Origin of the sequence: Streptomyces sp. BBFR102, assembly GCF_051397025.1 — a bacterium.
GTDB lineage: Bacteria > Actinomycetota > Actinomycetes > Streptomycetales > Streptomycetaceae > Streptomyces.
Genome location: NZ_CP195757.1, coordinates 4,824,512 through 4,846,278, shown reverse-complemented (window position 1 = coordinate 4,846,278; position 21,767 = coordinate 4,824,512). Strand labels below are relative to the sequence as shown.

Sequence of the window (21,767 nt, the reverse complement as noted above, 5' to 3'; positions counted from 1 at the left end):
CGGTCACTCCCGTCCGAGCGGTCTCAGTTCGTACTTCGGGTTGAACAGCGTGCGGCGGCCGTGGCTCATGGCGATCCGGCCCGAGGCGATCAGTCTGCGGCCCGGTTCGATGCCGGTGATGGAGCGCCGTCCCAGCCAGACCACGTCGAGCGAGCCGGTGCCGTCGAACAGTTCGGCCTCCAGCGCGGGCACCCCCGCCCGGGGACGGAGGGTGACCGTCCGCAAGGTACCAGTAACGGTGACCATCTCCCGGTCGCCGCAGGCGTCGATGCGGGTGCAGCCGCTGATCGCGGTCTCCTCGCGGAGCTCGTCGGACTCCAGCCGCTCCGGAGGGGCGGAGATGTCCGACAGCCGGTCCAGCATGCGCCGGAACCGGCCGGCGGGCTTCTCGGGACGCGGGGCTGCACTCATGGATGCAGCCTACCCAAGCACGGGTGACCGGCGGAGGTCACGCCGCCATCACCCCTGCGGGCGACGTTCGAACCGGTATCCCATCCCCGGCTCGGTGATGAAGTGGCGCGGGTGGGCCGGATCGGTCTCCAGCTTGCGGCGCAGCTGCGCCATGTAGACCCGCAGGTAGTTGGACTCGGTGCCGTACGAGGGGCCCCAGACCTCCTGGAGGAGCTGCTTCTGGCTGACCAGGCGGCCGGTGTTGCGGACCAGCACCTCCAGCAGGTGCCACTCGGTGGGGGTGAGCCGTACGTCGCGGCCCTGGCGGTGGACGCGCTTGGCGGCGAGGTCGACGGTGAAGTCGGCGGCGTCCACCACCTCCGCCTCCTCGTCGGGGGCGGCGGGCTCGGTGCGGCGGACGGCGGCGCGCAGCCGGGCCAGCAGTTCGTCCATACCGAACGGCTTGGTGACGTAGTCGTCGGCGCCGGCGTCGAGGGCCTGCACCTTCTCGTCGGAGCTCTGCCGGGCGGAGAGCACCAGCACCGGGACGCGGGACCAGGAGCGGAGCCCGCGCAGGACGTCGACGCCGTCCATGTCGGGCAGGCCGAGGTCGAGGACGATCACGTCGGGGTGGCGCTCGGCGGCGAGCCTGAGCGCGGTGGTGCCGTCGCCGGCGGAGTCGACCTCGTACTGGCGGGCCCGGAGGTTCAGCTCCAGGGCACGGACGATCTGCGGTTCGTCGTCGACCACGAGGACCCGGGTCATCTCGGGGCGCCTTTCTGTCCGGTCGCGGGTCATGACGTGACCTGCGCGGGAAGTACGGTACGGGCCCCGGCGCGGGTGCCGGTGACCGCCCTCAGGGTGAGGACCATGGTGAGCCCGCCGCCCGGGGTGTCCTCGGCGTTGAGGGTGCCTCCCATGGCCTCGGCGAAGCCCCGGGCGACGGCGAGGCCGAGGCCGACGCCGGCGCCGCGCGGAGCGTCACCGTACCGCTGGAAGGGGGCGAAGATCCGGTCCTTGGCGTCATCGGGGACCCCGGGGCCGTGGTCCATGACGCGCAGTTCCACCCGGTCGCCCAGCGCGCTCGCCGCGACCAGCACGGGGGCGCCCTCGGGGGCGTACTTGACGGCGTTCTCGACGATGTTGGCGACGGAGCGCTCCAGCAGGCCGGGGTCGACGGCGACCATCGGCAGGGTCTCGGGTATGTCCAGGAGGGCGCTGCCCTCGGGGACGCCGCCGAGCGCCATCGGGACCACCTCGTCGAGGTCGACCTCGCGGATCAGCGGGGTGACGGTGCCGGTCTGCAGGCGGGACATGTCCAGGAGGTTGCCGACCAGGTGGTCGAGGCGGTCGGCGCCGTGCTCGATGCTCTCCAGCAGTTCGGCCTCGTCCTGCTCGGACCAGGCGACGTCGTCGGAGCGCAGCGAGGTGACCGACGCCTTGATCGCGGCGAGGGGGGTGCGCAGGTCGTGGCTGACGGCTGCGAGCAGGGCGGTGCGGATGCGGTTGCCCTCGGCGAGGCGGCGGGCCCGGTCGGCCTCGTCCTGGAGGCGCTGGCGGTCCAGGACGACGGCGGCCTGGGCGGCGAAGGCGGCCAGCACGCGCCGGTCCTCGGCGGGCAGCACCCGCCCGCAGAGGGCGAGCGCCATGTGGTCGCCGACCGGCATGTCCACGTCGGCGTCCTCGGGGCGCTCCAGCGGGCGGGGGCCGACACTGCCCGCGCGGGTCCACGGGGTGCGGTCGTCCTCGCGCTCCAGCAGGGCGACCGACTCCATGGCGAAGGTCTCCCGGACGCGCTCCAGCAGGGCGTCCAGCGTGGTGGCGCCGCGCAGCACGCTGCCGGCGAGGAAGGAGAGGATCTCCGACTCGGCGCGCAGCCGGGCCGCCTGGTGGGTGCGGCGGGCGGCGAGGTCGACCACGGAGGCGACGGAGACGGCGACCGCGAAGGAGATCACGATGGCGACGATGTTCTCCGGATCGGAGATCGTCAGGGTGCGGGTGGGCGGGGTGAAGTAGAAGTTCAGCAGGGCCGAGCAGAGCGCGGCCGAGGCCAGCGCCGGGAGCAGCCCGCCGACCAGGGCCGCGCCGACGGTCAGCGAGAGGAAGAGCAGCACGTCGTTGGCGAGGCCCGGGCCGTGGTCCAGGGAGGAGAGCACGACGGCGAGCAGGGCGGGGCCGCAGACCGCGATGAACCAGCCCCACAGGATGCGCGAGCGGCCGAGCCGGGCGCCCCGGGCCAGCGGCAGGCCACGGCCCTGCCCGACCTCCTCGTGGGTGACGATGTGCACGTCGAGGTCGGGCGTGGACTCGCGGGCCACCGTGGCGCCGACGCCGGGCCCGAAGACGTACTGCCAGCTCTTGCGGCGGGAGGAGCCGAGGACGATCTGGGTGGCGTTGACGCCGCGGGCGAACTCCAGCAGGGCGGAGGGGATGTCGTCGCCGATGACGTGGTGGAAGGTGCCGCCGAGGTCCTCGACCAGGGTGCGCTGGAGGGCCAGCTCCTTGGGGGAGGCGGAGGTCAGGCCGCCGTCGTGGCGGGCGATGTAGACGGCGAGGATCTCGCTGCCGGAGCCCTTGGCGGCCATCCGGGCGGCGCGCCGGATCAGGGTGCGGCCCTCGGGTCCGCCGGTGAGGCCGACGACGATGCGTTCGCGGGCCTGCCAGGTGGAGCGGATGTTGTGCTCGCCCCGGTACTTCTGGAGGTACTCGTCGGCCCGGTCGGCGGTCCACAGCAGGGCCAGTTCGCGCAGGGCGGTGAGGTTGCCGGGGCGGAAGTAGTTGGAGAGGGCGGCGTCGACCTTGTCGGACTGGTAGACGTTTCCGTGGGCGAGGCGGCGGCGGAGCGCCTGGGGCGACATGTCGACCAGCTCGATCTGGTCGGCGCGCCGGACCACCTCGTCGGGGACGGTCTCCTGCTGCCGTACACCGGTGATCGCCTCGACCACGTCGCCGAGGGACTCCAGGTGCTGGATGTTGACGGTGGAGATCACCGAGATCCCCGCGGCCAGCAGCTCCTCGACGTCCTGCCAGCGCTTGGCGTTGCGGGCGCCGGGGGCGTTGGTGTGGGCCAGCTCGTCCACCAGGGCGACGGTGGGACGCCTGGCGAGGACCGCCTCGACGTCCATCTCGGGCGCGTGGGTGCCCCCGTCGCCGTCGGGCCCGCCCAGCGGCTCGATCAGCTCCACTCCTTCGAGGAGGGCGAGGGTGCGGGGCCGGTCGTGGTGGGCGACGAAGCCGATGACGCAGTCGGTACCGCGGCCGACCCGCCGGTGCGCCTCGGAGAGCATGGCGTACGTCTTGCCGACGCCCGGTGCGGCGCCCAGGTATATGCGCAGTGTGCCTCGTCCCATGGCCCCATTGTCCGCGAGCGGCGGGACGACCGGGACCGGGTCTCCTCCGGTGGCCGACCGGCCCCCGCTACTGCTCGGTCAGCTCGCCGTCGGAGAGCTCCAGGACGCGGTCGGCGAGGCCGAGGAGGGTGGTGTCGTGGGTGGCGACCAGGACGGCGACCCGCTCGCTGCGGACCACGGCGCGCAGCAGTTCCATGACGGCGCGGCCGGTCTCCGCGTCGAGCTGGCCGGTCGGCTCGTCGGCGATGAGCAGGGCCGGGCGGTTGGCGAGGGCGCGGGCGACCGCGACGCGCTGCTGCTGGCCGCCGGAGAGCTCGCCGGGGCGCTGGCGGGCGTGGTCGGCAAGGCCCACCAGGGAGAGCAGCAGGGCGACGCGCTCCTCGCGCTCGGCGGCCTCGGCGCGGCGCAGCCGCAGCGGGACGCCGACGTTCTCCGCGGCGCTCAGCACCGGGATCAGCCCGAAGGACTGGAAGATGAAGCCGATCCGGTCGCGGCGCAGCTCCAGCAGTTCCCTCTCGCCGAGGCCGCTCAGCTCGCGCCCGTCCACGACGACGGAGCCGCCGTCGGGCTCGTCGAGACCGCCGACCAGGTTGAGCAGGGTGGTCTTGCCGGAGCCGGAGCGGCCCTTGAGGGCGACCAGCTCGCCACGGGGGATGTCGAAGGAGACCCCGCGCAGCGCGTGCACGGCGCCCTCCCCGGTGCCGTACGAGCGGCGCAGCCCGCGGACCTTGACCATCGGTTCCTCGCCGGTGCCCCCCGCCGCGTCCGCGTCCGCGGTGAGCGTGCCGCCCCCTGCTGTGCCCGCCATGTCCCACTCCCCCGTCGTGCCGTACCGGGCGCCAGTATCGGTCGGCGGCGCCCGGCCGGGCAAGAGGCGGCGGGAGCCGGGCGGCGGGCGGACGTGTGGAGGAAGGCGGATGCCCTCGGCGACTTCGCCCGGAGCGCCGAGCCGGCCCGCCGGGCGGAGCTGTACGAGGCCGTCCTACGCCCGCTTCGCCAGGCCCGGCAGGTGCGGGGGCGGGAGGGAGCCGGGGCCCACGTGGTCGACCGGGCGCCCCGGGCGGCGTGCTTGCCGGCGGCGGACTTGGTCAGGCCGGCCACGCCGTGCGTGGCGGTGACGTCCTCACGCTGCGTGCGGGGCCGCCAGGGCGACCTCCCCGAGGAGCACGTCGAAGCTCTGCTCGACCAGGCCGGGCAGGTGGTCGGCGCTCTCGGGGCCGCCGCGCCACCACTGGCGCAGGGCGGCCGTCAGCACGCCTGCGGCGGCGCCGACCACGACGCCGGGACCGGGGTCCTTGGCCGGGTCGGTGCCGAGCCGCTCGGCGATGATGCGGACCGACTCCTCCTGGGCGTCGGCGCGAATGCGTTCGAAGGCGGCGAAGAGCGTGGGTTCGTCGTCGACGAGGGCCAGCAAGGCCCGTGCCCGGGGCAACTGGTGCCGGCCGGAGGTGCGGGTGTCGGCCAGCCAGTCGCGTACGGCGCGCCGGTAGGCGACGAGCGGGGGCTCGCAGGCCGGGCGGGCGCGGAGGGCGGCGTTGATGGCGGCCCCGTCTTGGCGGGTGAAGTCGAGCGCGGCGTCCTCCTTGCCGCCGAAGTGGCGGCTGAAGGTACGGCGCGTGACGTCCGCGCGGGAGGCGACGGCCTCGGCGGTCACGGCGCCGAGACCGCGTTCGAGGATGAGATCGAGGGCGGCAGCGGCGAGCGCGGTCCGGGTCTGCCGGGCCTTGAGCCGCCTGCGGTCCTCCCCCGAAGTCTCCGTCGCCTTCATGTTTCCGACGGTACTCCGGAGGCGTCCACGAGGGACGTGTGTCTTGGTGGGAGGTACCTCTCAGGCCCTTGTGCCCATGATCGGGAACTCACCGGGGCGGTGCTGTTCCGCCGGGGAGCGGGGCCGCGCGACGCGAAGGGCCGCACCCCTGACGAGGGTGCGGCCCGTGCGGCGGCCTGGGTGGTGCGGTGTGTCAGCGGATCTCGGTGATCTCCGGGCCACGCGCCAGCTGACCCATACCGCCGGAGAAGCGGGAGGTCTGCTGGTTCTCCTGCTGGACGCCCTCGGGGACCATCTGGGCGTCGTCGGGAAGCTTCAGGACGATCGGGTCGCGGGGCGCCATGGGGCCCTCGCCCCGCACCACGACGGTGTCCTGGAAGATCTGCTCCAGGAGCCCGGCCGCCTGCGGCTGCACCGCGCCCTGGCCGGAGATGACCCCGCGCAGGAACCAGCGGGGGCCGTCCACGCCGACGAAGCGGACGACCTGGTAGCCGCTCTTGCCGTCGGGCAGCTGGACGGGGACCTGCGCGCGCAGCTCCCAGCCGAGCGGGCCCTCGACCTCCTCGATGATGCCGCCCTGCTGGGTGATGCCCGAACCGATCTCCTCGCGGACCTCGCCCCAGATGCCCTCCTTCTTGGGCGCGGCGAAGCCCTGGAGCTGGATGGCGCTGTCCCGCAGGACGACGGTGGCGGCGACGATCGCGTCCCCGGCCACCTCCACGCGCAGTTCCATGCCCTCCACCCCGGGCACGAACAGACCGCCGAGGTCGACGCGGCCCTCACCGGGCTCGCGGACCTCCGAGGCGTCCCAGGGGCCGTCGGGGCGCGGGGCCGGCGGCAGCGCCGTCCGGCGCGTCGCCGGGTCCCCGGCGTCCGCGGTCTCCTCGGCCTGCCCCGTCACGCCCGCCGTGTCCTCGGCGGAGTCGGTCTTCTTGCGACGTCCGAACACGTCACTGTCCTTCCCGGTCGGATACGACCGAAGCGTAGTGGTTCCCACCCTCGCCGCCGCCCACGGCGGAATGTCCGCCGGTGGACCCGAAGCCCCCTTCGGCCCGTACCGAGCCGGGAAGCTCCGACACTTCGTGAAAGCGCACCGTCTCGACCTGCTGGACGACCAGTTGGGCGATCCGGTCGAAGCGCTCGAACCGCACGGACTCGCGCGGGTCGAGGTTGACCACGATCACCTTGATCTCCCCACGGTACCCGGCATCAATCGTCCCGGGGGCATTCACCAGTGCCAGACCGCAACGGGCGGCCAGTCCCGAGCGCGGGTGGACGAAGGCGGCGTACCCCTCGGGCAGCGCGATCGCGATACCGGTGGGCAGCACCGCCCGCTCCCCCGGGGCCAGCACGGCCGCCTCGGTGGTGCACAGGTCCGCGCCGGCGTCGCCGGGGTTGCCGTAGGCGGGCAGCGGCACCTCGGGGTGCAGCCGCCGTACGCGCAGGTCGAGCGGGAGGCGGGTCACGGGGTCACCTCGAAGGCGCGGACGCGGCTGAGCTGGTCGGGGTCGTCCATGGCGGCCCGGATCTCCTCGGGGCGGCCGTTCTCGGTGAAGTGCTCGACCTTGACCTCGACGAAGAGCGCGGCGGCGCGGACCGCGACCGGCCCGTCCGGGGCGTTCAGGCGGCCCTCGGCGGTGGCGTAGATCTTGCGGCCGTCGACGGCGGTCACCTCGGCGGACAGGTGCAGCACGGTGCCGACCGGTACGGGCCGCAGGTAGTCGGTCTCCAGGCGGCCGGTGACCGAGATGACCCGCAGCAGCCAGTTGAGGGCGCCCAGGGTGTCGTCGAGGGCGGTGGCGAGCAGGCCGCCGTGGGCGAGGCCGGGGGCGCCCTGGTGCTCGGGGCGCACCCGGAACTCGGCGGTCACCGAGACACCCTCGCCGGCCCTGGCCGCGAGGCGCAGTCCGTGCGGCTGCTCGTCGCCGCAGCCGAAACAGTGCTCGTAGTGCGTACCGATGGGCTCGCCGGGGGCCGGGGCATCGGGGTGCCGCACCGGCGCCAGGGCGCTGTCCGGGGGCGTCAACGCAGGTGTTCGTCCACTCACAGGCGCAGACCTTACCCGTGCGTCGGCTTCCGGCAGGCACCGTGCCAAGCTTGATCCCATGCTTCCCAACACTCCGCAGTACGCCGAGCGGCTCACCGCGCCCCGCACCTGGTGGGCCCTGGCGGCGACCGTCGGCATCACCTCGGCCCTCCTCGTGCTGCCGCTCGGCGTGCTGGCGATGCTCGGCGGCCTGGTCGTCGGCTCGGCGATCGGCGCGGCGGGGCTGAGCGCGTACGGCTCGGCGCAGATCCGGGTGGTGGGGGACGCGCTGGTCGCGGGCGACGCGCGCATCCCGCTGTCGGCGCTGGGCGCGGCCCAGCCGCTGGACGCCGAGGAGACCGTGGCCTGGCGCAGCCACAAGGCCGACCCGCGCGCCTTCATGCTCCTGCGCAGCTACATCCCGACGGCGCTGCGGGTCGAGGTCACCGACCCGGCCGACCCCACCCCGTACCTGTACCTCTCCACCCGCGACCCGGAGGGCCTGGCGGCGGCGCTGTCACCCGTACGCGAAGGGTGACGCGCCCGGGGCGCACCGATTCGACGGGGTCGGGGCCCGGCTGGGCCCCGACCCTCCGTTCGCCCACCGGCACCGCCGGCGTGCGACAGCCGACACGGAAGCCGGCAGAACCGAGCCCGGCCGGCGATCGAGGCCACCCCACCGGCACGCGGACGCGTGGCAGCCGACGCGGAAGCCCGGCCGAACCAAGCCGGGCCGGTGGTGGAGGCCGGCGCCGGCGGGTGTCAGGTGGGCCGGTCGTCGCGCGGGGCCGGCGGGAGTGCGTCCGGGGTGGCACCGGAGGCCGTGGAGGGCGGCCCGGGCTCGTCCAGGGGCGGGAGGGCCGGGAGCTGGTCCCAGGGGACCTGGGCGGCGCGCAGGTCCTTGCGGACGCGCTCGGCGAGCTTGCGGGTGTCGCGGCGGTTCATGACCGCGCCGACGGCCGCGCCCACCAGGAAGGGGACGAGGTTCGGCAGGTTGCGGACCATGCGCTTGGCGATCTGCTGGCGCAGGTCGCGCTTGAGCGGTCCGCTGAGCGCCGTGGAGATGGTGAGGGGGCGGACGACGTCGATGCCCCGCTCGTTGGTCCAGGAGGTCAGGTAGGCGGCCGCCCGGCGCGTTGGGCCGCCCTCGGGACGCTGCCCGTAGACCTCGTGGAGTTCGGCGATGAGCTTCAGCTCTATCGCGGCCACGGCGGTGATCTCCGCGGCCAGTTCGGCCGGCATGGCCGGCGGGACCGGGAGCATGGCGGCAGCGCCCACCGAGGCCCCCACCGTGGAGGTGCCGTGGGCGGCGCCGCTGACGAGCCGGTCCGCGAGTTGTTCGGGGCCCAGGCCCGGGAACTGCGCGCGGAGGGTCTGCAGATCGCGCACCGGCACGCGCGGGGCGATCTCGATGACACGGTCGGCGAGGATGCCCAGCCCGGCCTTGGCGTTGCGCCCCTGCCGGAGCAGCCCGTCCCGTACGGCCGCCACGCGGCCAGGAGCGGGCGTGGCGGGCTCGACGGCCGTCGGGCCTTCCCCCGTGCCCGTGCCGTCACCGTGGGGCCCTGGAGCCCCGTCCGTGGCGCCCTCTGCCTCGAGCGAGGCCCCAAGGCCCCGCTCGCCGTCAGATTCCGCCGGGGACGGCGCACCGTCCCCCCGCCGCTTCAGAAAGGGAAACTTCCGCGGCGGTGTCGTGCCTGTCACGGCCGGCCTGCCTCAGTCGCAGTCGCGGCAGATGGGCTGACCGTTCTTCTCGCGCGCGAGCTGGCTCCGGTGGTGCACCAGGAAGCAGCTCATGCAGGTGAACTCGTCCTGCTGCTTGGGCAGCACCCGGACGGCCAGTTCCTCGTTGGAGAGGTCCGCCCCGGGAAGCTCCAGGCCCTCTGCGGCCTCGAACTCGTCGACGTCGACCGTGGAGGTGGACTTGTCGTTCCTCCGGGCCTTCAGCTCCTCAATACTGTCCTCGTTGAGATCGTCATCGGTCTTACGTGGGGTGTCGTAGTCCGTTGCCATGTCAGCTCTCCCCCTCTGGGTGTCTGTGATATCTCCAGCGCGGTAACGCCTGGGAGGCCGGACTTGTGCCCGACCTGAGGCGGAGATTTTGCCTCACATCAAGGTCTGTTACTCAATCGACACCCAAACGCACCTCGGAAGAGGTGATCGTCTTGGATGGCGAAGGGGACCGTACACGGTCCCGGCGGCCAGTCGCGCACGGGCCACCTTGCGCACTTCCCGTGATCGAGACCCTGGAAAACCCGCATTTTGCAGGGTTTTCAAGGGCCTTTACGGTCACGGAGAGTAGAAGGACGATCATTCGATCCTGTGATCGATCACACAGCGGGGACCCGCTTTCAGGTCGGGAGAATTCCGCTCAAAGCGAACACGGAAACGAATGCCCGCAGGGCTTCACAACGGAAGTGTGACACGCATCACGAGCCCTCCGCCTTCCCGCGGCTCCGCGGTGATCCTTCCGCCGTGCGCCCGGGTCACCGACCGGACGATCGACAGGCCGAGCCCCACCCCCTTGTCACTGCCGGTCCGCTCGGTCCGCAGCCGCCGGAACGGCTCGAAGAGCTGATCGATCTCGTACGCGGGGACGACCGGCCCGGTGTTGGTCACGACCAGCACCGCCTGCCCGTGCTGGAGCTCGGTGGAGACCTCCACCCAGCCGCCCTCGCCCGGGGGCAGGTTGTAGCGCACGGCGTTCTGCGTGAGGTTCAGGGCGATCCGCTCCAGCAGGACGCCGTTGCCCTGGACGACCGCCTCGGCGATGCGCGGACGCAGTTCCACCGCCCGCTGCTCGGCCTCGCCGCGCACCTGCTCGACGGCGCGGGTGGCGACCTCGCCGAGGTCCACCGGCTTGCGCTCGACGATCTGGTTGTCGCTCCGGGCCAGCAGCAGCAGGCCCTCGACCAGCTGCTCGCTCCGCTCGTTGGTCGCGAGCAGGGTCTTGCCGAGCTGTTGGAGTTCGGGGGGCGCGCCGGGGTCGGAGAGCTGCACCTCCAGCAGGGTGCGGTTGATCGCCAGCGGGGTGCGCAGCTCGTGCGAGGCGTTGGCGACGAACCGCTGCTGGGCGGTGAAGGCCCGCTCCAGGCGGTCCAGCATGTCGTCGAAGGTGTCGGCCAGTTCCTTCAGCTCGTCGTCCGGACCGTCCAGCTCGATCCGCCGGGAGAGGTCGGAGCCGGCCACGCTGCGCGCGGTACGGGTGATCCGGCCCAGCGGCGCGAGGACCCGCCCGGCCATGGCGTAGCCGAAGGCGAAGGCGATCACGCTGAGGCCCACCAGGGCCAGCAGCGAGCGGCTCAGCAGGTCGTCCAGAGCCTGCTGGCGCTGGTGGTCGATGCAGAGCTTCATCGCGTCGTTGAACGCGCCGGAGCTGGTGAAACGGCGGCCGGAGAGCGCCGGGCAGACGTCGCTGTAGATCGTGAACGTGCCGTTGGTGACCTGGAAGGGCAGCTCGTTGCCGACGTGCACCGCCTGGGCGGCGAGCAGGTAGATGATCGACAGCAGCAGGATGCCGGCGATGAGGAACATCCCGCCGTAGAGCAGGGTGAGCCGTATCCGGATGGTGGGCCGCAGCCACGCCTGCTGCGGCGGGCGGCGGGGGTCCCAGGTGGGCCTGGGCGGCGTCGAGGCCGGTCTGGGGGGCGCGGGGGGCGGCGCCGGGCTCGCGGCCACGCCGGTCAGATCCGGTAGCCCGAGCCGGGCACGGTGACGATGACCGCGGGCTCGCCCAGCTTGCGGCGGAGCGTCATCACGGTGACCCGGACGACGTTGGTGAACGGGTCGGTGTTCTCGTCCCAGGCCTTCTCCAGCAGCTGCTCGGCGGAGACCACGGCGCCCTCGCTGCGCAGCAGCACCTCCAGGACGGCGAACTCCTTCGGGGCGAGCTGGATCTCGCGGCCGTCGCGGAAGACCTCGCGGCGGTTGGGGTCGAGCCTGATCCCGGCGCGCTCCAGGACCGGCGGCAGCGGAAGGCTGGTACGCCGGCCCAGCGCGCGGACCCGGGCGATCAGCTCGGTGAAGGCGAAGGGCTTGGGGAGGTAGTCGTCGGCGCCGATCTCCAGCCCCTCGACCCGGTCGCTGACGTCGCCGGAGGCGGTGAGCATCAGGACCCGGGTGGGCATGTGGAGCTCGACCACCTTGCGGCAGACGTCGTCGCCGTGGACCAGGGGGAGGTCACGGTCCAGGACGATCACGTCGTAGTCGTTGACGCCGACCCGTTCCAGCGCGGCGGCCCCGTCGTACACGACGTCGACGGCCATGGCCTCCCGGCGCAGTCCGGTGGCCACCGCATCGGCGAGCAGCTGCTCGTCCTCGACGACGAGTACACGCACGTCGCTGATCCTTTCGCAAGGCACCCCTGCGGGCGCCGGTCCGTCTGACGAGGCTCCATCCTGCCCCTTTCGGCAATAAACCGGCGGTAAGGCGGGAGCCACCCGGACGGGAAGGAAGGATTCCGCAAGTCGGCGGAACCCCGAGGTTTCCGGCGTACAGGGCGCGGGGAGGACGACTGCACACCCACGATCACCCTCGGCATGTGGCTCATGCCACGTCCGGCGTTCCCCGGCGGAGCCGCCCCGGGGAGTGATCACCCCTTTTTCGAGGCACACCCCCGTGCCGCCGACCCACCCACACCTTGACGAGGGGGCGCATCATGGACGCTTTCACCGCAGGACTGCTTCAGCGCATAGAGGCCACCGAGTCGGATCTGACCCGGGCCCAGGAGACCGGGGACGAGTTCCTGGCCGAGGTCGAGCAGGGCGAGCTGGAGGACCTCCAGCGGCTGGCCGCCGAGCACGGCGTCCAGGTCCATTCGGCATCCACCGCCTGACCCGTACCGCCCGCCGACGCGCGCACACGACCGGGCCCCGGCCCCTTCCGCCGAGAACCCGGGTTCCGGCGGTCCTCTCAACACCCGCGAAACCGTGGGGTTGCGAGGACCTCCGGAACCCGGGGAGGGGGGCCGGGGCCCGGTCGTGCGCCCGCTCCGGGTGCCGGTCAGGCCAGGGTGCCGTCGTGCCAGGCCCCGTACGCCTCCAGTCGCTCCTGGAGGGGCTCGAAGAGGCCGGGCGGAGCCGCCACCGTCAGCTCGGTGGAGGCGGGCGCTCCGGGGCGTCCCCCGGTGAGGGCGCCGGCCTCGCGGGCGATCAGCTCCCCGGCCGCGTAGTCCCAGGGGTTGAGCCCGCGCTCGTAGTACGCGTCGAGGCGGCCGGTGGCGACGTCGCACAGGTCGATCGCGGCGGAGCCGCCCCGGCGGATGTCACGGACCTCCGGGATGATCCGGGCGGCGACGGCGGCCTGGTGGGCCTTGCGGTCGGCGAGGTAGCCGAAGCCGGTGCCGACCAGGGCGCGGTCCAGGGCCGGGGCCTCGTTCACCCGGATCGGGGTGTCGTCCAGGTGGGCGCCGCCGCCGAGCACGGCCCGGCAGGTCTCGCCGCGCATCGGGGCGTGGACGACGCCGACGACGGTGGCCCCGTCGCGTTGGGCGGCGATGGAGACGGCCCAGGCGGGGCGGCCGTAGAGGTAGTTCACCGTGCCGTCGAGCGGGTCGATGATCCACTTCACGCCGCTGGTGCCCTCGGTGCTGGCGCCCTCCTCGCCGAGGAAGCCGTCCTCGGGACGGCGGTCGGCGAGGAAGCCGGTGATCATCTTCTCGGAGGCGATGTCCATCTCGGTGACCACGTCGATGGCGCTGGTCTTGGTGGCGGCCACCGCGAGGTCGGCGGGGCGGCCGTCGCGCAGGAAGTCCCCGGCGCGGCGGGCCGCCTCCAGGGCGAGGGCGAGCAGTCCGGTGTTGGGGTCGGTCACGGGCTGGTTGCTCCTAGGTAGGGCCGGTCGGAACAGGTCAGTCCATACCCGCGGCGGCGGGGCGCGGCGAGCGGGCGGGGCAGCAGCCGACCGGGCAGACGTCGTGGCTGGGGCCGAGGGCCCCCAGGGCGCAGCGGGCGGGATGCTCGCCGCGTTCGGTGGCGGCCCGCTCCAGCAGCAGGTCGCGGACGGCGGCGGCGAAGCGCGGGTCGGCTCCGACGGTGGCCGAGCGACGGACCGGCAGGCCCAGTTCGGCGGCCTTGGCGGCGGCCTCGGTGTCGAGGTCGTAGCGGACCTCCATGTGGTCCGAGACGAAGCCGATCGGCGCCATCACGACCGCCGGGGCGCCGGCCGCGTGCCGCTCCTCCAGGTGGTCGCAGATGTCCGGCTCCAGCCACGGGATGTGCGGGGCGCCGCTGCGCGACTGGTAGACGAGGGACCAGGGGTGGTCGACGCCGGTGCGTTCGCGGACCGCGTCGGCGATCACCCGGGCGGTGTCGAGGTGCTGCGCCACGTAGGCGCCGCCCTCGCCGTGGTCCTCGCGGGGGCCCGAGGTGTCGGCGGCGGCGTCCGGGATGGAGTGCGTGGCGAAGGCGATCTCGGCGCCGTCGCGCACCTCCTCGGGCAGGTCGGCGAGGGAGGCGAGCACCCCGTCGATCATCGGCTCCAGGAAGCCCGGGTGGTTGAAGTAGTGCCGGAGCTTGTCGACCCGGGGCACGGCCAACCCTTCGGACTCCAGCACGGCCAGCGCGTCGGCGAGGTTCTCGCGGTACTGGCGGCACCCGGAGTACGAGGCGTACGCGCTGGTGGCGAGGACGGCGATGCGGCGGTGCCCGTCCTTGGCCATTTCCCGCAGGGTGTCGGGCAGGTACGGGCTCCAGTTGCGGTTGCCCCAGTACACGGGCACCTCGACGCCGTGCTCCGCGAAGTCGGCGCGCAGGGCGGCGAGGAGGTCGCGGTTCTGGGCGTTGATGGGGCTGATCCCGTCGAACAGGTAGTAGTGCTGCCCCACCTCCTTCAGCCGCTCCTCGGGGATCCCGCGGCCGTGCGTCACGTTCCGCAGGAAGGGGACGACGTCGTCGGGGCCCTCGGGACCGCCGAAGGAGAGCAGCAGGAGGGCGTCGTACGGGGTGGCATCGCGCACATCGGACATGCCTCGATCCTGCCATCCGGCCACCCGCACGAGGAATCGGGGCTGCGGTCGCGCCGCACCGCGCCGTAAGCTGTACGAACCCCGCTCGCACCTTACGTTCAGCCGTCCCGGAGCCCTCCTTGCCCAGCCCGTACCGCGCCATCTTCTCCGCCCCGGGCAGCAGGGGTTTCTCCGCCGCCGGCTTCGTGGGGCGCCTGCCGCTGTCCATGATGGGCATCGGCATCGTCACGATGATCTCGCAGCTCACCGGCAGGTACGGGCTGGCCGGCGCGCTCTCGGCGATGGTGGCGCTGTCGGCCGCGCTGATCGGCCCGCAGATCTCCCGCCTGGTCGACCTGCACGGCCAGCGGCGGGTGCTGCGGCCGGCGACCCTGGTGGCGCTGGCGGCGGTGGCGGGGCTGCTGCTCTCGGCGCAGTTCTCGCTGCCGGACTGGGCGCTGTTCGTCTTCGCCGCCGGGATCGGCGCGGTGCCCTCGATCGGCTCGATGGTCCGCGCCCGCTGGGCGGCGCTCTACCGGGACCAGCCGCGCCAGCTGCACACCGCCTACTCCTTCGAGTCGGTGGTCGACGAGGCGTGCTTCATCTTCGGCCCGATCGTCTCCATCGGCCTGTCGACCACCTGGTTCCCCGAGGCCGGGCCGCTGCTGGCAGCGGTCTTCCTGGCGGCGGGGGTCTTCTCGCTCACCGCGCAGCGCGCCAGCGAGCCGGTCCCCCACCCGCGCGAGCACCACGCCAAGGGTTCCGCGCTGCGCTCCGCCGGGCTCCAGGTCCTGGTCGGCACCTTCGTGGCGACCGGCGCGATCTTCGGCGCGGTCGACGTGGTCACGGTGGCCTTCGCCGAGGAACAGGGCCACAAGGGCGCGGCCAGCCTGGTGCTGGCCACGTACGCCGCCGGGTCGTGCCTGGCGGGCGTCGTCTTCGGGCTGATGCACTTCGGCGGGTCGCCGGCCCGCAGGTGGCTGCTGGGGGTCGTCGCGATGGGCGTGAGTATGATCCCCCTCCAACTGGCCGGGAACCTGCCGTTTCTGGCCGCGGCACTGTTCGTTGCGGGCCTGTGCATCGCGCCGACGATGATCACGACGATGGCCCTCGTCGAGCAGCACGTGCCCCGCGCGAAGCTGACCGAAGGCATGACCTGGGTGAGTACGGGTCTGGCGGTCGGCGTCGCTCTCGGCTCATCGGTCTCCGGCTGGGTGATCGACGCGGCGGGGGCGAAGGCGGGGTACTGGGTTCCGGCGGCCGCCGGGGCCGCCGCGGTCCTCGTCGGGTTCCTGGGGTACCGCCGGCTGAGCAGCCCGGCGCCGCAGCGGGAGGGGCCTGATGGACGAGCAGCAGACACGGAGCGGCACCAGGACGGCGAGCCCGGTACGCACCCGGAGCGGGACCTGGCGTAACTGGGCGGGGACGGTCGCGGCCCGCCCGGCCCGCGAGACCGCCCCCGCCTCGGCCGCCGAACTGGTCGGCGCGGTGCGCGAGGCGGCGGCGCACGGAATGCGGGTGAAGGCGGTCGGTACCGGCCACTCCTTCACCGCGGCCGCCGCCACCGACGGCCTGCTCATACGCCCCGACCTGCTGACCGGCATCCAGATCGACCGCGAGGCCGGCACCGTCACGGTGGCCGCCGGCACCCCGCTGAAGCGGCTCAACGTGGCCCTGGCCCGCGAGGGCCTGTCGCTGACCAACATGGGCGACATCATGGAGCAGACGGTGGCCGGGGCGACCAGTACCGGCACCCACGGCACCGGGCGGGACTCGGCCTCCCTCGCCGCGCAGGTCACCGCTCTGGAGCTGGTCACCGCCGACGGCTCGGTCCTCGCCTGCTCGCGCGAGCGGAACCCGGAGGTCTTCGCCGCCGCCCGGATCGGGCTCGGCGCGCTCGGCGTGATCACCTCGCTGACCTTCGCGGTGGAGCCGGTCTTCCTGCTGCGGGCCCGCGAGGAGCCCATGGGTTTCGACCAGGTCACCGCGGAGTTCGACCAGCTCGTCGCGGAGAACGAGCACTTCGAGTTCTACTGGTTCCCGCACACCGGCAACTGCTCCACCAAGCGGAACAACCGCGCCGCCGGACCCGCCGACCCCGTCGGCCGCCTCAGCGGCTGGTTCGAGGACGAGTTCCTCTCCAACGGCGTCTTCCAGGCGGCCAACACCCTGGGCCGAGCGGTCCCCGCGGCCATCCCCTCACTGGCCCGCCTCGCCAGCCGCGCACTGTCCGCGCGCACCTACACGGACGTCCCCTACAAGGTCTTCACCTCCCCACGCCGCGTCCGCTTCGTCGAGATGGAGTACGCCGTCCCGCGCGAGGCCCTCGTCCCGGCGCTGCGCGCGCTGCGGTCGATGGTGGACCGCTCCCCGCTGCGGGTGAGCTTCCCGGTGGAGGTGCGGACCGCGCCCGCCGACGACGTCGCCCTCTCCACCGCCTCCGGCCGGGAGAGCGCCTACATCGCGGTCCACCTCTACAAGGGCACGCCGTACCAGGCGTACTTCACCGCCGCCGAGCGGATCTTCACCGCCCACGAGGGCCGGCCCCACTGGGGCAAGATCCACACCAGGGACGCGGAGTACTTCGCCGAGGTGTACCCGCGCTTCGCCGAGTTCACCGCGGTGCGCGACCGCCTCGACCCCGACCGGGTCTTCGGCAACGACTACCTGCGGCGCGTTCTCGGCGACTGACCCGCCGCCCCCGCGCCCGTCACCCGCCGGGGGCGTCCTCCTCGGGCGCGTCGCCGGAGGGCACGCCCCCGGACGGCTGCTCCGGCTCACCGGTCGAGGGGGTCGGGGTGGGCGCCGGGGACCGGTCGCCGCCGGTGGAGCCGTCCGGGGTGCCGGGCTGCGGCCCGGAGTGACTGGGCGCCGGGCTCGTACCGCCCTCGGGCGTGCCGGAGGAGTCGGTGCCCTCCTCGGGGTCCTGGCCGGCCGGGATGTCGGAGGAGCCGTCCGACGGCGCCTCACCGGAGGGAGTCTCCCGCGGCACGGGCGCCTTGTCCTCGTCACGGTCATCGGAGGGCTGGGAGTCGTTGCCGGTGAGATGGCTGAGGGTGGGACCCGAGTCGCCGCTCAAGGCGTGGCCGGAGACCAGCTCCCAGCCGGTGATGCCGCCCATCGCGAGCGCGAAGACGGCGGCTGCGCTGATCAGGGGCCGCTTCCAGCGGCTGGGCCGGGCCTGGTGCGTGGTGGCCGCGCCGAACTCCCCGAAGGCCGGGGCGGCGGCCGGACCGGACGGCTGGTGCGCGGCGCGCAGGAGGCGGGTGGCCTGGTCCGCTTCGGCCGGAGTCCCGAGCAGGCGGGTCGCCTCGGGCTCGGCCCGGCCGAGGAACTGGGTGGCCTCGGCCGGGGCCGGGGGCTCGCCCGGGGCGGTGTGAGCGGGGCCGGCGGCGACCCGGCCGGGGGCGGGGTCGGTGAGCGGTTCCGGGTCGGCGCGGAAGGTGTCGGGGGCGCCGGGGCCCGGCTCGTCCTTGGGGCGGACGTGCGCGACGTCACGGATCTGTTCGCCGGTGCGGCGGAAGAGGTGCTGGAAGACGCTGCCTCCGGTGGTGGCGACCACACTCATCACGCCGGCGCCGATGACGGTGCCGTAGACACCGAGCTGGGAGGCGGCGACGGCGCCCGCGACCGCGGCCACGGCGGAGCCCGCGACCTGGGGGACGCTCAGATCGATGCGCCTCTCGTCCTGTTGCGGCGCCTCGCCGCTCCGGGAACCGGTCTCCTTCACCTGCGTGATCTCGCGCATCTCCCGCCTCGTTTTCGCCCTTCTCGTTCACCCTGCACCACAAAACGACAATTGGGCGAATCGAATGGTTCCGCTTCTGGGGGTTTTGTGAAGCAGGCCACCTCGGGGAGGCGCCGGACGACAAAGGCGTCGACCAACTGCCGCTCCCTGTGAGAAGTTCAGCGGCGTGCCGGTCCACCCCGGTGGCCCGAATGGAGTACTGTTGCGAGCCCTGGGTCCGGTCTCCCACCTGGTTTTCCTTCAGGCCCCGAGGGGTCGGCCGGAGCCTCGGGAGAGGACTTCACGGCACCGGGTGAGCAGTGCGGGCACGCCGCGCGGCTTCAGTCAGGAACGGTGACATCGCGGTGGTGCGGGACCCACATCCGGCCCACCGGGCAACTCGGCAAGGTTGTGGTCGGCTGCACCCGGGCAGACCACACACGACTAGCGGAAGCAGCGACGCACGTGACGTCGGCAGGCACCACCCGGGAGGTCCCCATGCCCGAACTGCGTGTCGTGGCCGTCAGCAACGACGGCACACGGCTGGTGCTCAAAGCTGCGGACAGTACGGAGTACACGCTTCCGATCGATGAGCGGCTCCGGGCCGCCGTCCGCGGTGACCGGCCCCGTCTCGGCCAGATCGAGATCGAGGTCGAGAGTCACCTGCGCCCGCGCGACATCCAGGCGCGGATAAGGGCCGGTGCCTCCGCCGAGGAGGTCGCCTCGCTCGCCGGCATCCCCGTGGACCGCGTCCGCCGCTTCGAGGGCCCCGTCCTCGCCGAGCGCGCCTTCATGGCCGAGCGCGCCCGCAAGACCCCCGTCCGCCGTCCCGGGGAGAACACCGGCCCCCAGCTCGGCGACGCCGTCCGCGAGCGCCTGCTGCTGCGCGGCGCCGACCGCGACACCGCGCAGTGGGACTCCTGGCGCCGCGACGACGGCACCTGGGAGGTCCTGCTGGTCTACGGCGTCGCCGGTGAGCGGCACTCGGCGAGCTGGAGCTACGACCCGCCGCGCCGCCTCGTGCAGGCGGTGGACGACGAGGCCCGTTCGCTGATCGGCGAGTCCGACGACGCCTCGGCGCCCGAGCCCAGCTTCCCCTTCGTGCCGCGGATCGCCCGGCTGCCGAGGGAGCGCCCCGAGCGCGGACCGCACACCGTGGAGCCGGACACCGAAGAGCTGCCGGCCACCGCCGAGCAGGGCGGCCGGGACTCCCTGACCAGCCTGCTGGAGGCGGTACCGAGCTTCCGCGGTGACATGGTCGTGCCGGAGCGTCCGGCCGCCGAGCGCCCGTCGGAGGAGCCCGAGCAGGAGCAGGAGGCCGAGGAGCCGCCTGCGCCCGCCGCCTCGGCCGGTTCGGCCTACGCGGACGTGCTGATGCCGCGGGCGGTGGCGGCCCACCGCGACCGGCTGATCGGTTCCACCGACCGGCAGGCGGAGGCGGACGGCGTCCGGCCGGGCCGCCGGGCGGCCGTACCGAGCTGGGACGAGATCGTCTTCGGCACCCGCCGCAAGAACAAGGAGTAGCGCTCCCCCGAGCCCGTACCCGCAGGTCGGCCCGTACACCTCACCGGTGTACGGGCCGACCTGCGGGTACGGGTCAGCCCGGCTGCGGACCGGTGGCGACGGGGCGGTCCGGGTCGGCGGACCAGTCGGACCAGGAGCCGACGTAGAGGGCGGCGTCCACCCCGGCCACCGCCAGGGCCAGCACCTCGTGGGCGCCGGAGACGCCGGAGCCGCAGTAGACGCCGACCTCCTCGCCGGGGCCCGCGCCCAGGGCGGCGAAGCGGTCGGCGAGTTCGGCGGCGGGGCGCAGCCGGCCGTCCTCGCCGGCGTTCTCGGTGGTCGGGGCGGAAAGGGCCCCCGGGATGTGGCCGCCGACCCGGTCGATCGGCTCGACGTCGCCCCGGTACCGCTCGGCGGCCCGTGCGTCGAGGAGCACCCCGGTGGCGGCCAGCGCGGCGGCACCGTCCGCGTCCAGCAGCGGCAACCCGCCCGGCACGGGGATGAAGTCGCCCGGTTCCGGAGCGGGTTCGCCCGTCTCCAGCGGCCCGTCCCAGGTGGCGAGCCCGCCGTCGAGGACGCGTACCCCGGGGTGTCCGGCCCAGCGCAGCAGCCACCAGGCGCGGGCCGCCGCCCAGCCCAGGCCGCCGTCGTAGGTGACGACGGGGCGGGCGGTGCCCACCCCGGCCGCACGCATCGCGGCGCCGAACCCCTCGACGTCGGGCAGCGGGTGCCGTCCGCCCTGCCCGGGACCGCCGGCCAGCTCGCGGTCCAGGTCCACGTGGACGGCCCCGGGCAGGTGCCCGGCGAGGTAGGCGGGGCGCTGGTCCGGGCCGTTGAGCTGCCAGCGGACGTCGAGCAGCACGGGCGGGCGGGGGCCCGCGAGTTCCCGGGCGAGTGCGGCGGCGGAGATGATCGCGTTCATGGGGCCATCCTCGCGCACCGGCGCGGCCAGGCCCGCCTCCCCGGAGAAGTCGGCCCGATCACCCGCGAGGAGTACCGCTTGTACGGACTCACGTACACCGGGTGATCCCGGACTGTGACCTCAAGGCCATGGCGTGGCAACGGGTGAGGAACGACGGATCGGGCAGGCTGCGCTTACGCGTGGCGCGGTCCCGGGCGCGCGGGACGCCGACGGCGGCGGCCCGGCGCCGGACGGCGCACGCCCAACGACGGACGGTCCGAGGAGAGTGGCAGATGAGCATGGTGCGGGGGCAGGAAGTGGACCAGAGAGCCGAGTGGGGGCACCGCCTGGAGCGGCCGGTGCCCGGCACACCCTGCTGGGTGAGCCTGATGGCCGACGACCTGGCGGCGAGTCAGGAGTTCTACCAGCGGCTGTTCGGCTGGGAGTTCCGGCCGGGTCCGGACCAACTCGGTCCCTACGCGCGGGCGTTGCTGGACGGCCGGGTGGTGGCGGGTATCGGGCGGATGCCCTCGGGACGGCCGTTGCCGGTGGCGTGGACGCCGTATCTGGCGGCGGACGACGTGGACGAGGCGGCCGGCACGGTCCGGCACCGCGGGGGCACCGTCGGGGTGGGTCCGCTGGACGCGCAGGACGCCGGGCGGATGGCGCTCGCCACCGACCCGGCCGGCGCGGTCTTCGGGATCTGGCAGAGCCGCGAGCACCTGGGGGCCGCCGTGGAGGGCGTACCCGGGTCGGTGCTGTGGAACGAGCTGGTCACCCGGGAGACCAACGGTGTCCTGCCGTTCTACCAGGCCGTGTTCGGCTTCGGGGCGCAGCCGGAGGCCACGGCGCCCGACGCCGCGACGCTGTTGCTGGAGAAGCGCCCGGTCGCCTCCGTGCAGGGGGTGGGGTCTGCGCTCGGGGTCCTCGGGACGCCGCACTGGGAGACGCACTTCGCGGTCGAGGACCCGGACGAGACCGTCAACCGGGTCATCGAGCTGGGCGGGCGGGTGCAGCGGCCGCCCCGCGACGGAACGCACGGGCGGACCGCCACGGTGGCCGACCCCTCGGGCGCGGTCTTCACGGTGGCGCACCCCCGGCCCCGGGCCGCGGACCTCGCGGCCTGACGGCGCGACGGGCCCGGGCGGTGCGCCGCCCG

The 21,767-nt window shown here is 73.8% G+C and carries 22 protein-coding genes; 6 read left to right on the top strand and 16 right to left on the bottom strand.

The features are described from left to right. Nucleotides 1-3 precede the first annotated feature (3 nt). The 8 genes from ACSLIC_RS21490 to ACSLIC_RS21455 all read right to left on the bottom strand — a co-directional run bounded on the left by ACSLIC_RS21490 (nucleotide 4) and on the right by ACSLIC_RS21455 (nucleotide 7,555). On the bottom strand, nucleotides 4-411 hold the full coding sequence (locus ACSLIC_RS21490; RefSeq protein ID WP_436739336.1) for an OB-fold nucleic acid binding domain-containing protein: 408 nt from the start codon (nucleotides 409-411) through the stop codon (nucleotides 4-6). 48 nt (nucleotides 412-459) lie between these two features. Further along, nucleotides 460-1,155: a response regulator gene (locus ACSLIC_RS21485; protein ID WP_003951347.1), complete on the bottom strand. Its 696-nt coding sequence runs from the start codon at nucleotides 1,153-1,155 to the stop codon at nucleotides 460-462. Between the two features lie 29 nt (nucleotides 1,156-1,184). Continuing rightward, a complete protein-coding gene (locus tag ACSLIC_RS21480; protein WP_436739335.1) occupies nucleotides 1,185-3,740 on the bottom strand; it encodes an ATP-binding protein in 2,556 nt (851 codons plus the stop codon). A 67-nt stretch (nucleotides 3,741-3,807) separates the two neighbouring features. Further along, complete coding sequence (locus tag ACSLIC_RS21475) at nucleotides 3,808-4,548, bottom strand: ABC transporter ATP-binding protein (RefSeq protein ID WP_436739334.1); 741 nt, start codon at nucleotides 4,546-4,548, stop codon at nucleotides 3,808-3,810. A 315-nt stretch (nucleotides 4,549-4,863) separates the two neighbouring features. Then, a complete protein-coding gene (locus ACSLIC_RS21470) occupies nucleotides 4,864-5,508 on the bottom strand; it encodes a TetR/AcrR family transcriptional regulator (protein ID WP_436739333.1) in 645 nt (214 codons plus the stop codon). A gap of 193 nt (nucleotides 5,509-5,701) precedes the next feature. Continuing rightward, nucleotides 5,702-6,457 carry a DUF3710 domain-containing protein gene (locus ACSLIC_RS21465; RefSeq protein WP_436739332.1) on the bottom strand — a complete coding sequence of 252 codons (756 nt, stop codon included), beginning with the start codon at nucleotides 6,455-6,457 and terminating at the stop codon, nucleotides 5,702-5,704. 1 nt (nucleotide 6,458) lies between these two features. After that, nucleotides 6,459-6,974, bottom strand: a complete 516-nt coding sequence (dut, locus tag ACSLIC_RS21460; protein WP_436739331.1) for a dUTP diphosphatase — start codon at nucleotides 6,972-6,974, stop codon at nucleotides 6,459-6,461. Then, nucleotides 6,971-7,555, bottom strand: a complete 585-nt coding sequence (locus ACSLIC_RS21455; protein ID WP_436739330.1) for a PaaI family thioesterase — start codon at nucleotides 7,553-7,555, stop codon at nucleotides 6,971-6,973. Before ACSLIC_RS21455 ends, dut begins: the two co-directional genes overlap by 4 nt. Before the next feature lie 58 nt (nucleotides 7,556-7,613). Between ACSLIC_RS21455 and ACSLIC_RS21450 the strand changes: the two genes are divergently transcribed. Then, nucleotides 7,614-8,072 (top strand): DUF3093 domain-containing protein, encoded by a 459-nt coding sequence (locus ACSLIC_RS21450; protein ID WP_436739329.1) that lies wholly within the window; start codon nucleotides 7,614-7,616, stop codon nucleotides 8,070-8,072. A 224-nt stretch (nucleotides 8,073-8,296) separates the two neighbouring features. Here ACSLIC_RS21450 and ACSLIC_RS21445 read toward each other — a convergent pair whose 3' ends face one another. The 4 genes from ACSLIC_RS21445 to ACSLIC_RS21430 all read right to left on the bottom strand — a co-directional run bounded on the left by ACSLIC_RS21445 (nucleotide 8,297) and on the right by ACSLIC_RS21430 (nucleotide 11,871). Beyond that, a complete protein-coding gene (locus ACSLIC_RS21445; protein ID WP_436739328.1) occupies nucleotides 8,297-9,238 on the bottom strand; it encodes a hypothetical protein in 942 nt (313 codons plus the stop codon). A 12-nt stretch (nucleotides 9,239-9,250) separates the two neighbouring features. Continuing rightward, nucleotides 9,251-9,547, bottom strand: coding sequence for a DUF4193 domain-containing protein (locus ACSLIC_RS21440; RefSeq protein WP_003951337.1), 297 nt, complete (start codon nucleotides 9,545-9,547; stop codon nucleotides 9,251-9,253). Nucleotides 9,548-9,940: 393 nt separating this feature from the next. Further along, on the bottom strand, nucleotides 9,941-11,212 hold the full coding sequence (locus tag ACSLIC_RS21435) for a sensor histidine kinase (RefSeq protein WP_436739327.1): 1,272 nt from the start codon (nucleotides 11,210-11,212) through the stop codon (nucleotides 9,941-9,943). Between the two features lie 5 nt (nucleotides 11,213-11,217). Continuing rightward, nucleotides 11,218-11,871, bottom strand: a complete 654-nt coding sequence (locus ACSLIC_RS21430; RefSeq protein ID WP_436739326.1) for a response regulator transcription factor — start codon at nucleotides 11,869-11,871, stop codon at nucleotides 11,218-11,220. A gap of 320 nt (nucleotides 11,872-12,191) precedes the next feature. Here ACSLIC_RS21430 and ACSLIC_RS21425 point away from each other — a divergent pair, with 320 nt between their 5' ends. Further along, on the top strand, nucleotides 12,192-12,368 hold the full coding sequence (locus ACSLIC_RS21425; RefSeq protein ID WP_436739325.1) for a hypothetical protein: 177 nt from the start codon (nucleotides 12,192-12,194) through the stop codon (nucleotides 12,366-12,368). A 167-nt stretch (nucleotides 12,369-12,535) separates the two neighbouring features. Here ACSLIC_RS21425 and ACSLIC_RS21420 read toward each other — a convergent pair whose 3' ends face one another. Both ACSLIC_RS21420 and ACSLIC_RS21415 read right to left on the bottom strand, forming a co-directional pair. Then, on the bottom strand, nucleotides 12,536-13,345 hold the full coding sequence (locus tag ACSLIC_RS21420; RefSeq protein ID WP_436739324.1) for an inositol monophosphatase family protein: 810 nt from the start codon (nucleotides 13,343-13,345) through the stop codon (nucleotides 12,536-12,538). A 37-nt stretch (nucleotides 13,346-13,382) separates the two neighbouring features. Next, entirely contained in the window at nucleotides 13,383-14,498 is a 1,116-nt protein-coding gene (locus ACSLIC_RS21415; protein ID WP_436739323.1) for a ferrochelatase, read from the bottom strand. Nucleotides 14,499-14,617: 119 nt separating this feature from the next. On the opposite strand from ACSLIC_RS21415, the gene ACSLIC_RS21410 reads away from it, so the two are divergent. Both ACSLIC_RS21410 and ACSLIC_RS21405 read left to right on the top strand, forming a co-directional pair. Further along, nucleotides 14,618-15,892 (top strand): MFS transporter, encoded by a 1,275-nt coding sequence (locus tag ACSLIC_RS21410; protein ID WP_436739322.1) that lies wholly within the window; start codon nucleotides 14,618-14,620, stop codon nucleotides 15,890-15,892. Continuing rightward, complete coding sequence (locus ACSLIC_RS21405) at nucleotides 15,819-17,168, top strand: D-arabinono-1,4-lactone oxidase (protein WP_436739321.1); 1,350 nt, start codon at nucleotides 15,819-15,821, stop codon at nucleotides 17,166-17,168. The genes ACSLIC_RS21410 and ACSLIC_RS21405 overlap by 74 nt, the downstream gene beginning before the upstream one ends. Before the next feature lie 19 nt (nucleotides 17,169-17,187). Here ACSLIC_RS21405 and ACSLIC_RS21400 read toward each other — a convergent pair whose 3' ends face one another. After that, nucleotides 17,188-18,225, bottom strand: coding sequence for a hypothetical protein (locus tag ACSLIC_RS21400; RefSeq protein ID WP_436739320.1), 1,038 nt, complete (start codon nucleotides 18,223-18,225; stop codon nucleotides 17,188-17,190). A 477-nt stretch (nucleotides 18,226-18,702) separates the two neighbouring features. On the opposite strand from ACSLIC_RS21400, the gene sepH reads away from it, so the two are divergent. Continuing rightward, nucleotides 18,703-19,728, top strand: coding sequence for a septation protein SepH (gene sepH / locus ACSLIC_RS21395; protein WP_436739319.1), 1,026 nt, complete (start codon nucleotides 18,703-18,705; stop codon nucleotides 19,726-19,728). Between the two features lie 73 nt (nucleotides 19,729-19,801). Here the strand turns inward: sepH and ACSLIC_RS21390 are convergent, their stop codons facing one another. Continuing rightward, on the bottom strand, nucleotides 19,802-20,629 hold the full coding sequence (locus ACSLIC_RS21390) for a sulfurtransferase (RefSeq protein ID WP_436739318.1): 828 nt from the start codon (nucleotides 20,627-20,629) through the stop codon (nucleotides 19,802-19,804). A gap of 272 nt (nucleotides 20,630-20,901) precedes the next feature. On the opposite strand from ACSLIC_RS21390, the gene ACSLIC_RS21385 reads away from it, so the two are divergent. After that, on the top strand, nucleotides 20,902-21,735 hold the full coding sequence (locus tag ACSLIC_RS21385) for a VOC family protein (protein ID WP_436739317.1): 834 nt from the start codon (nucleotides 20,902-20,904) through the stop codon (nucleotides 21,733-21,735). Nucleotides 21,736-21,767: the final 32 nt, after the last annotated feature.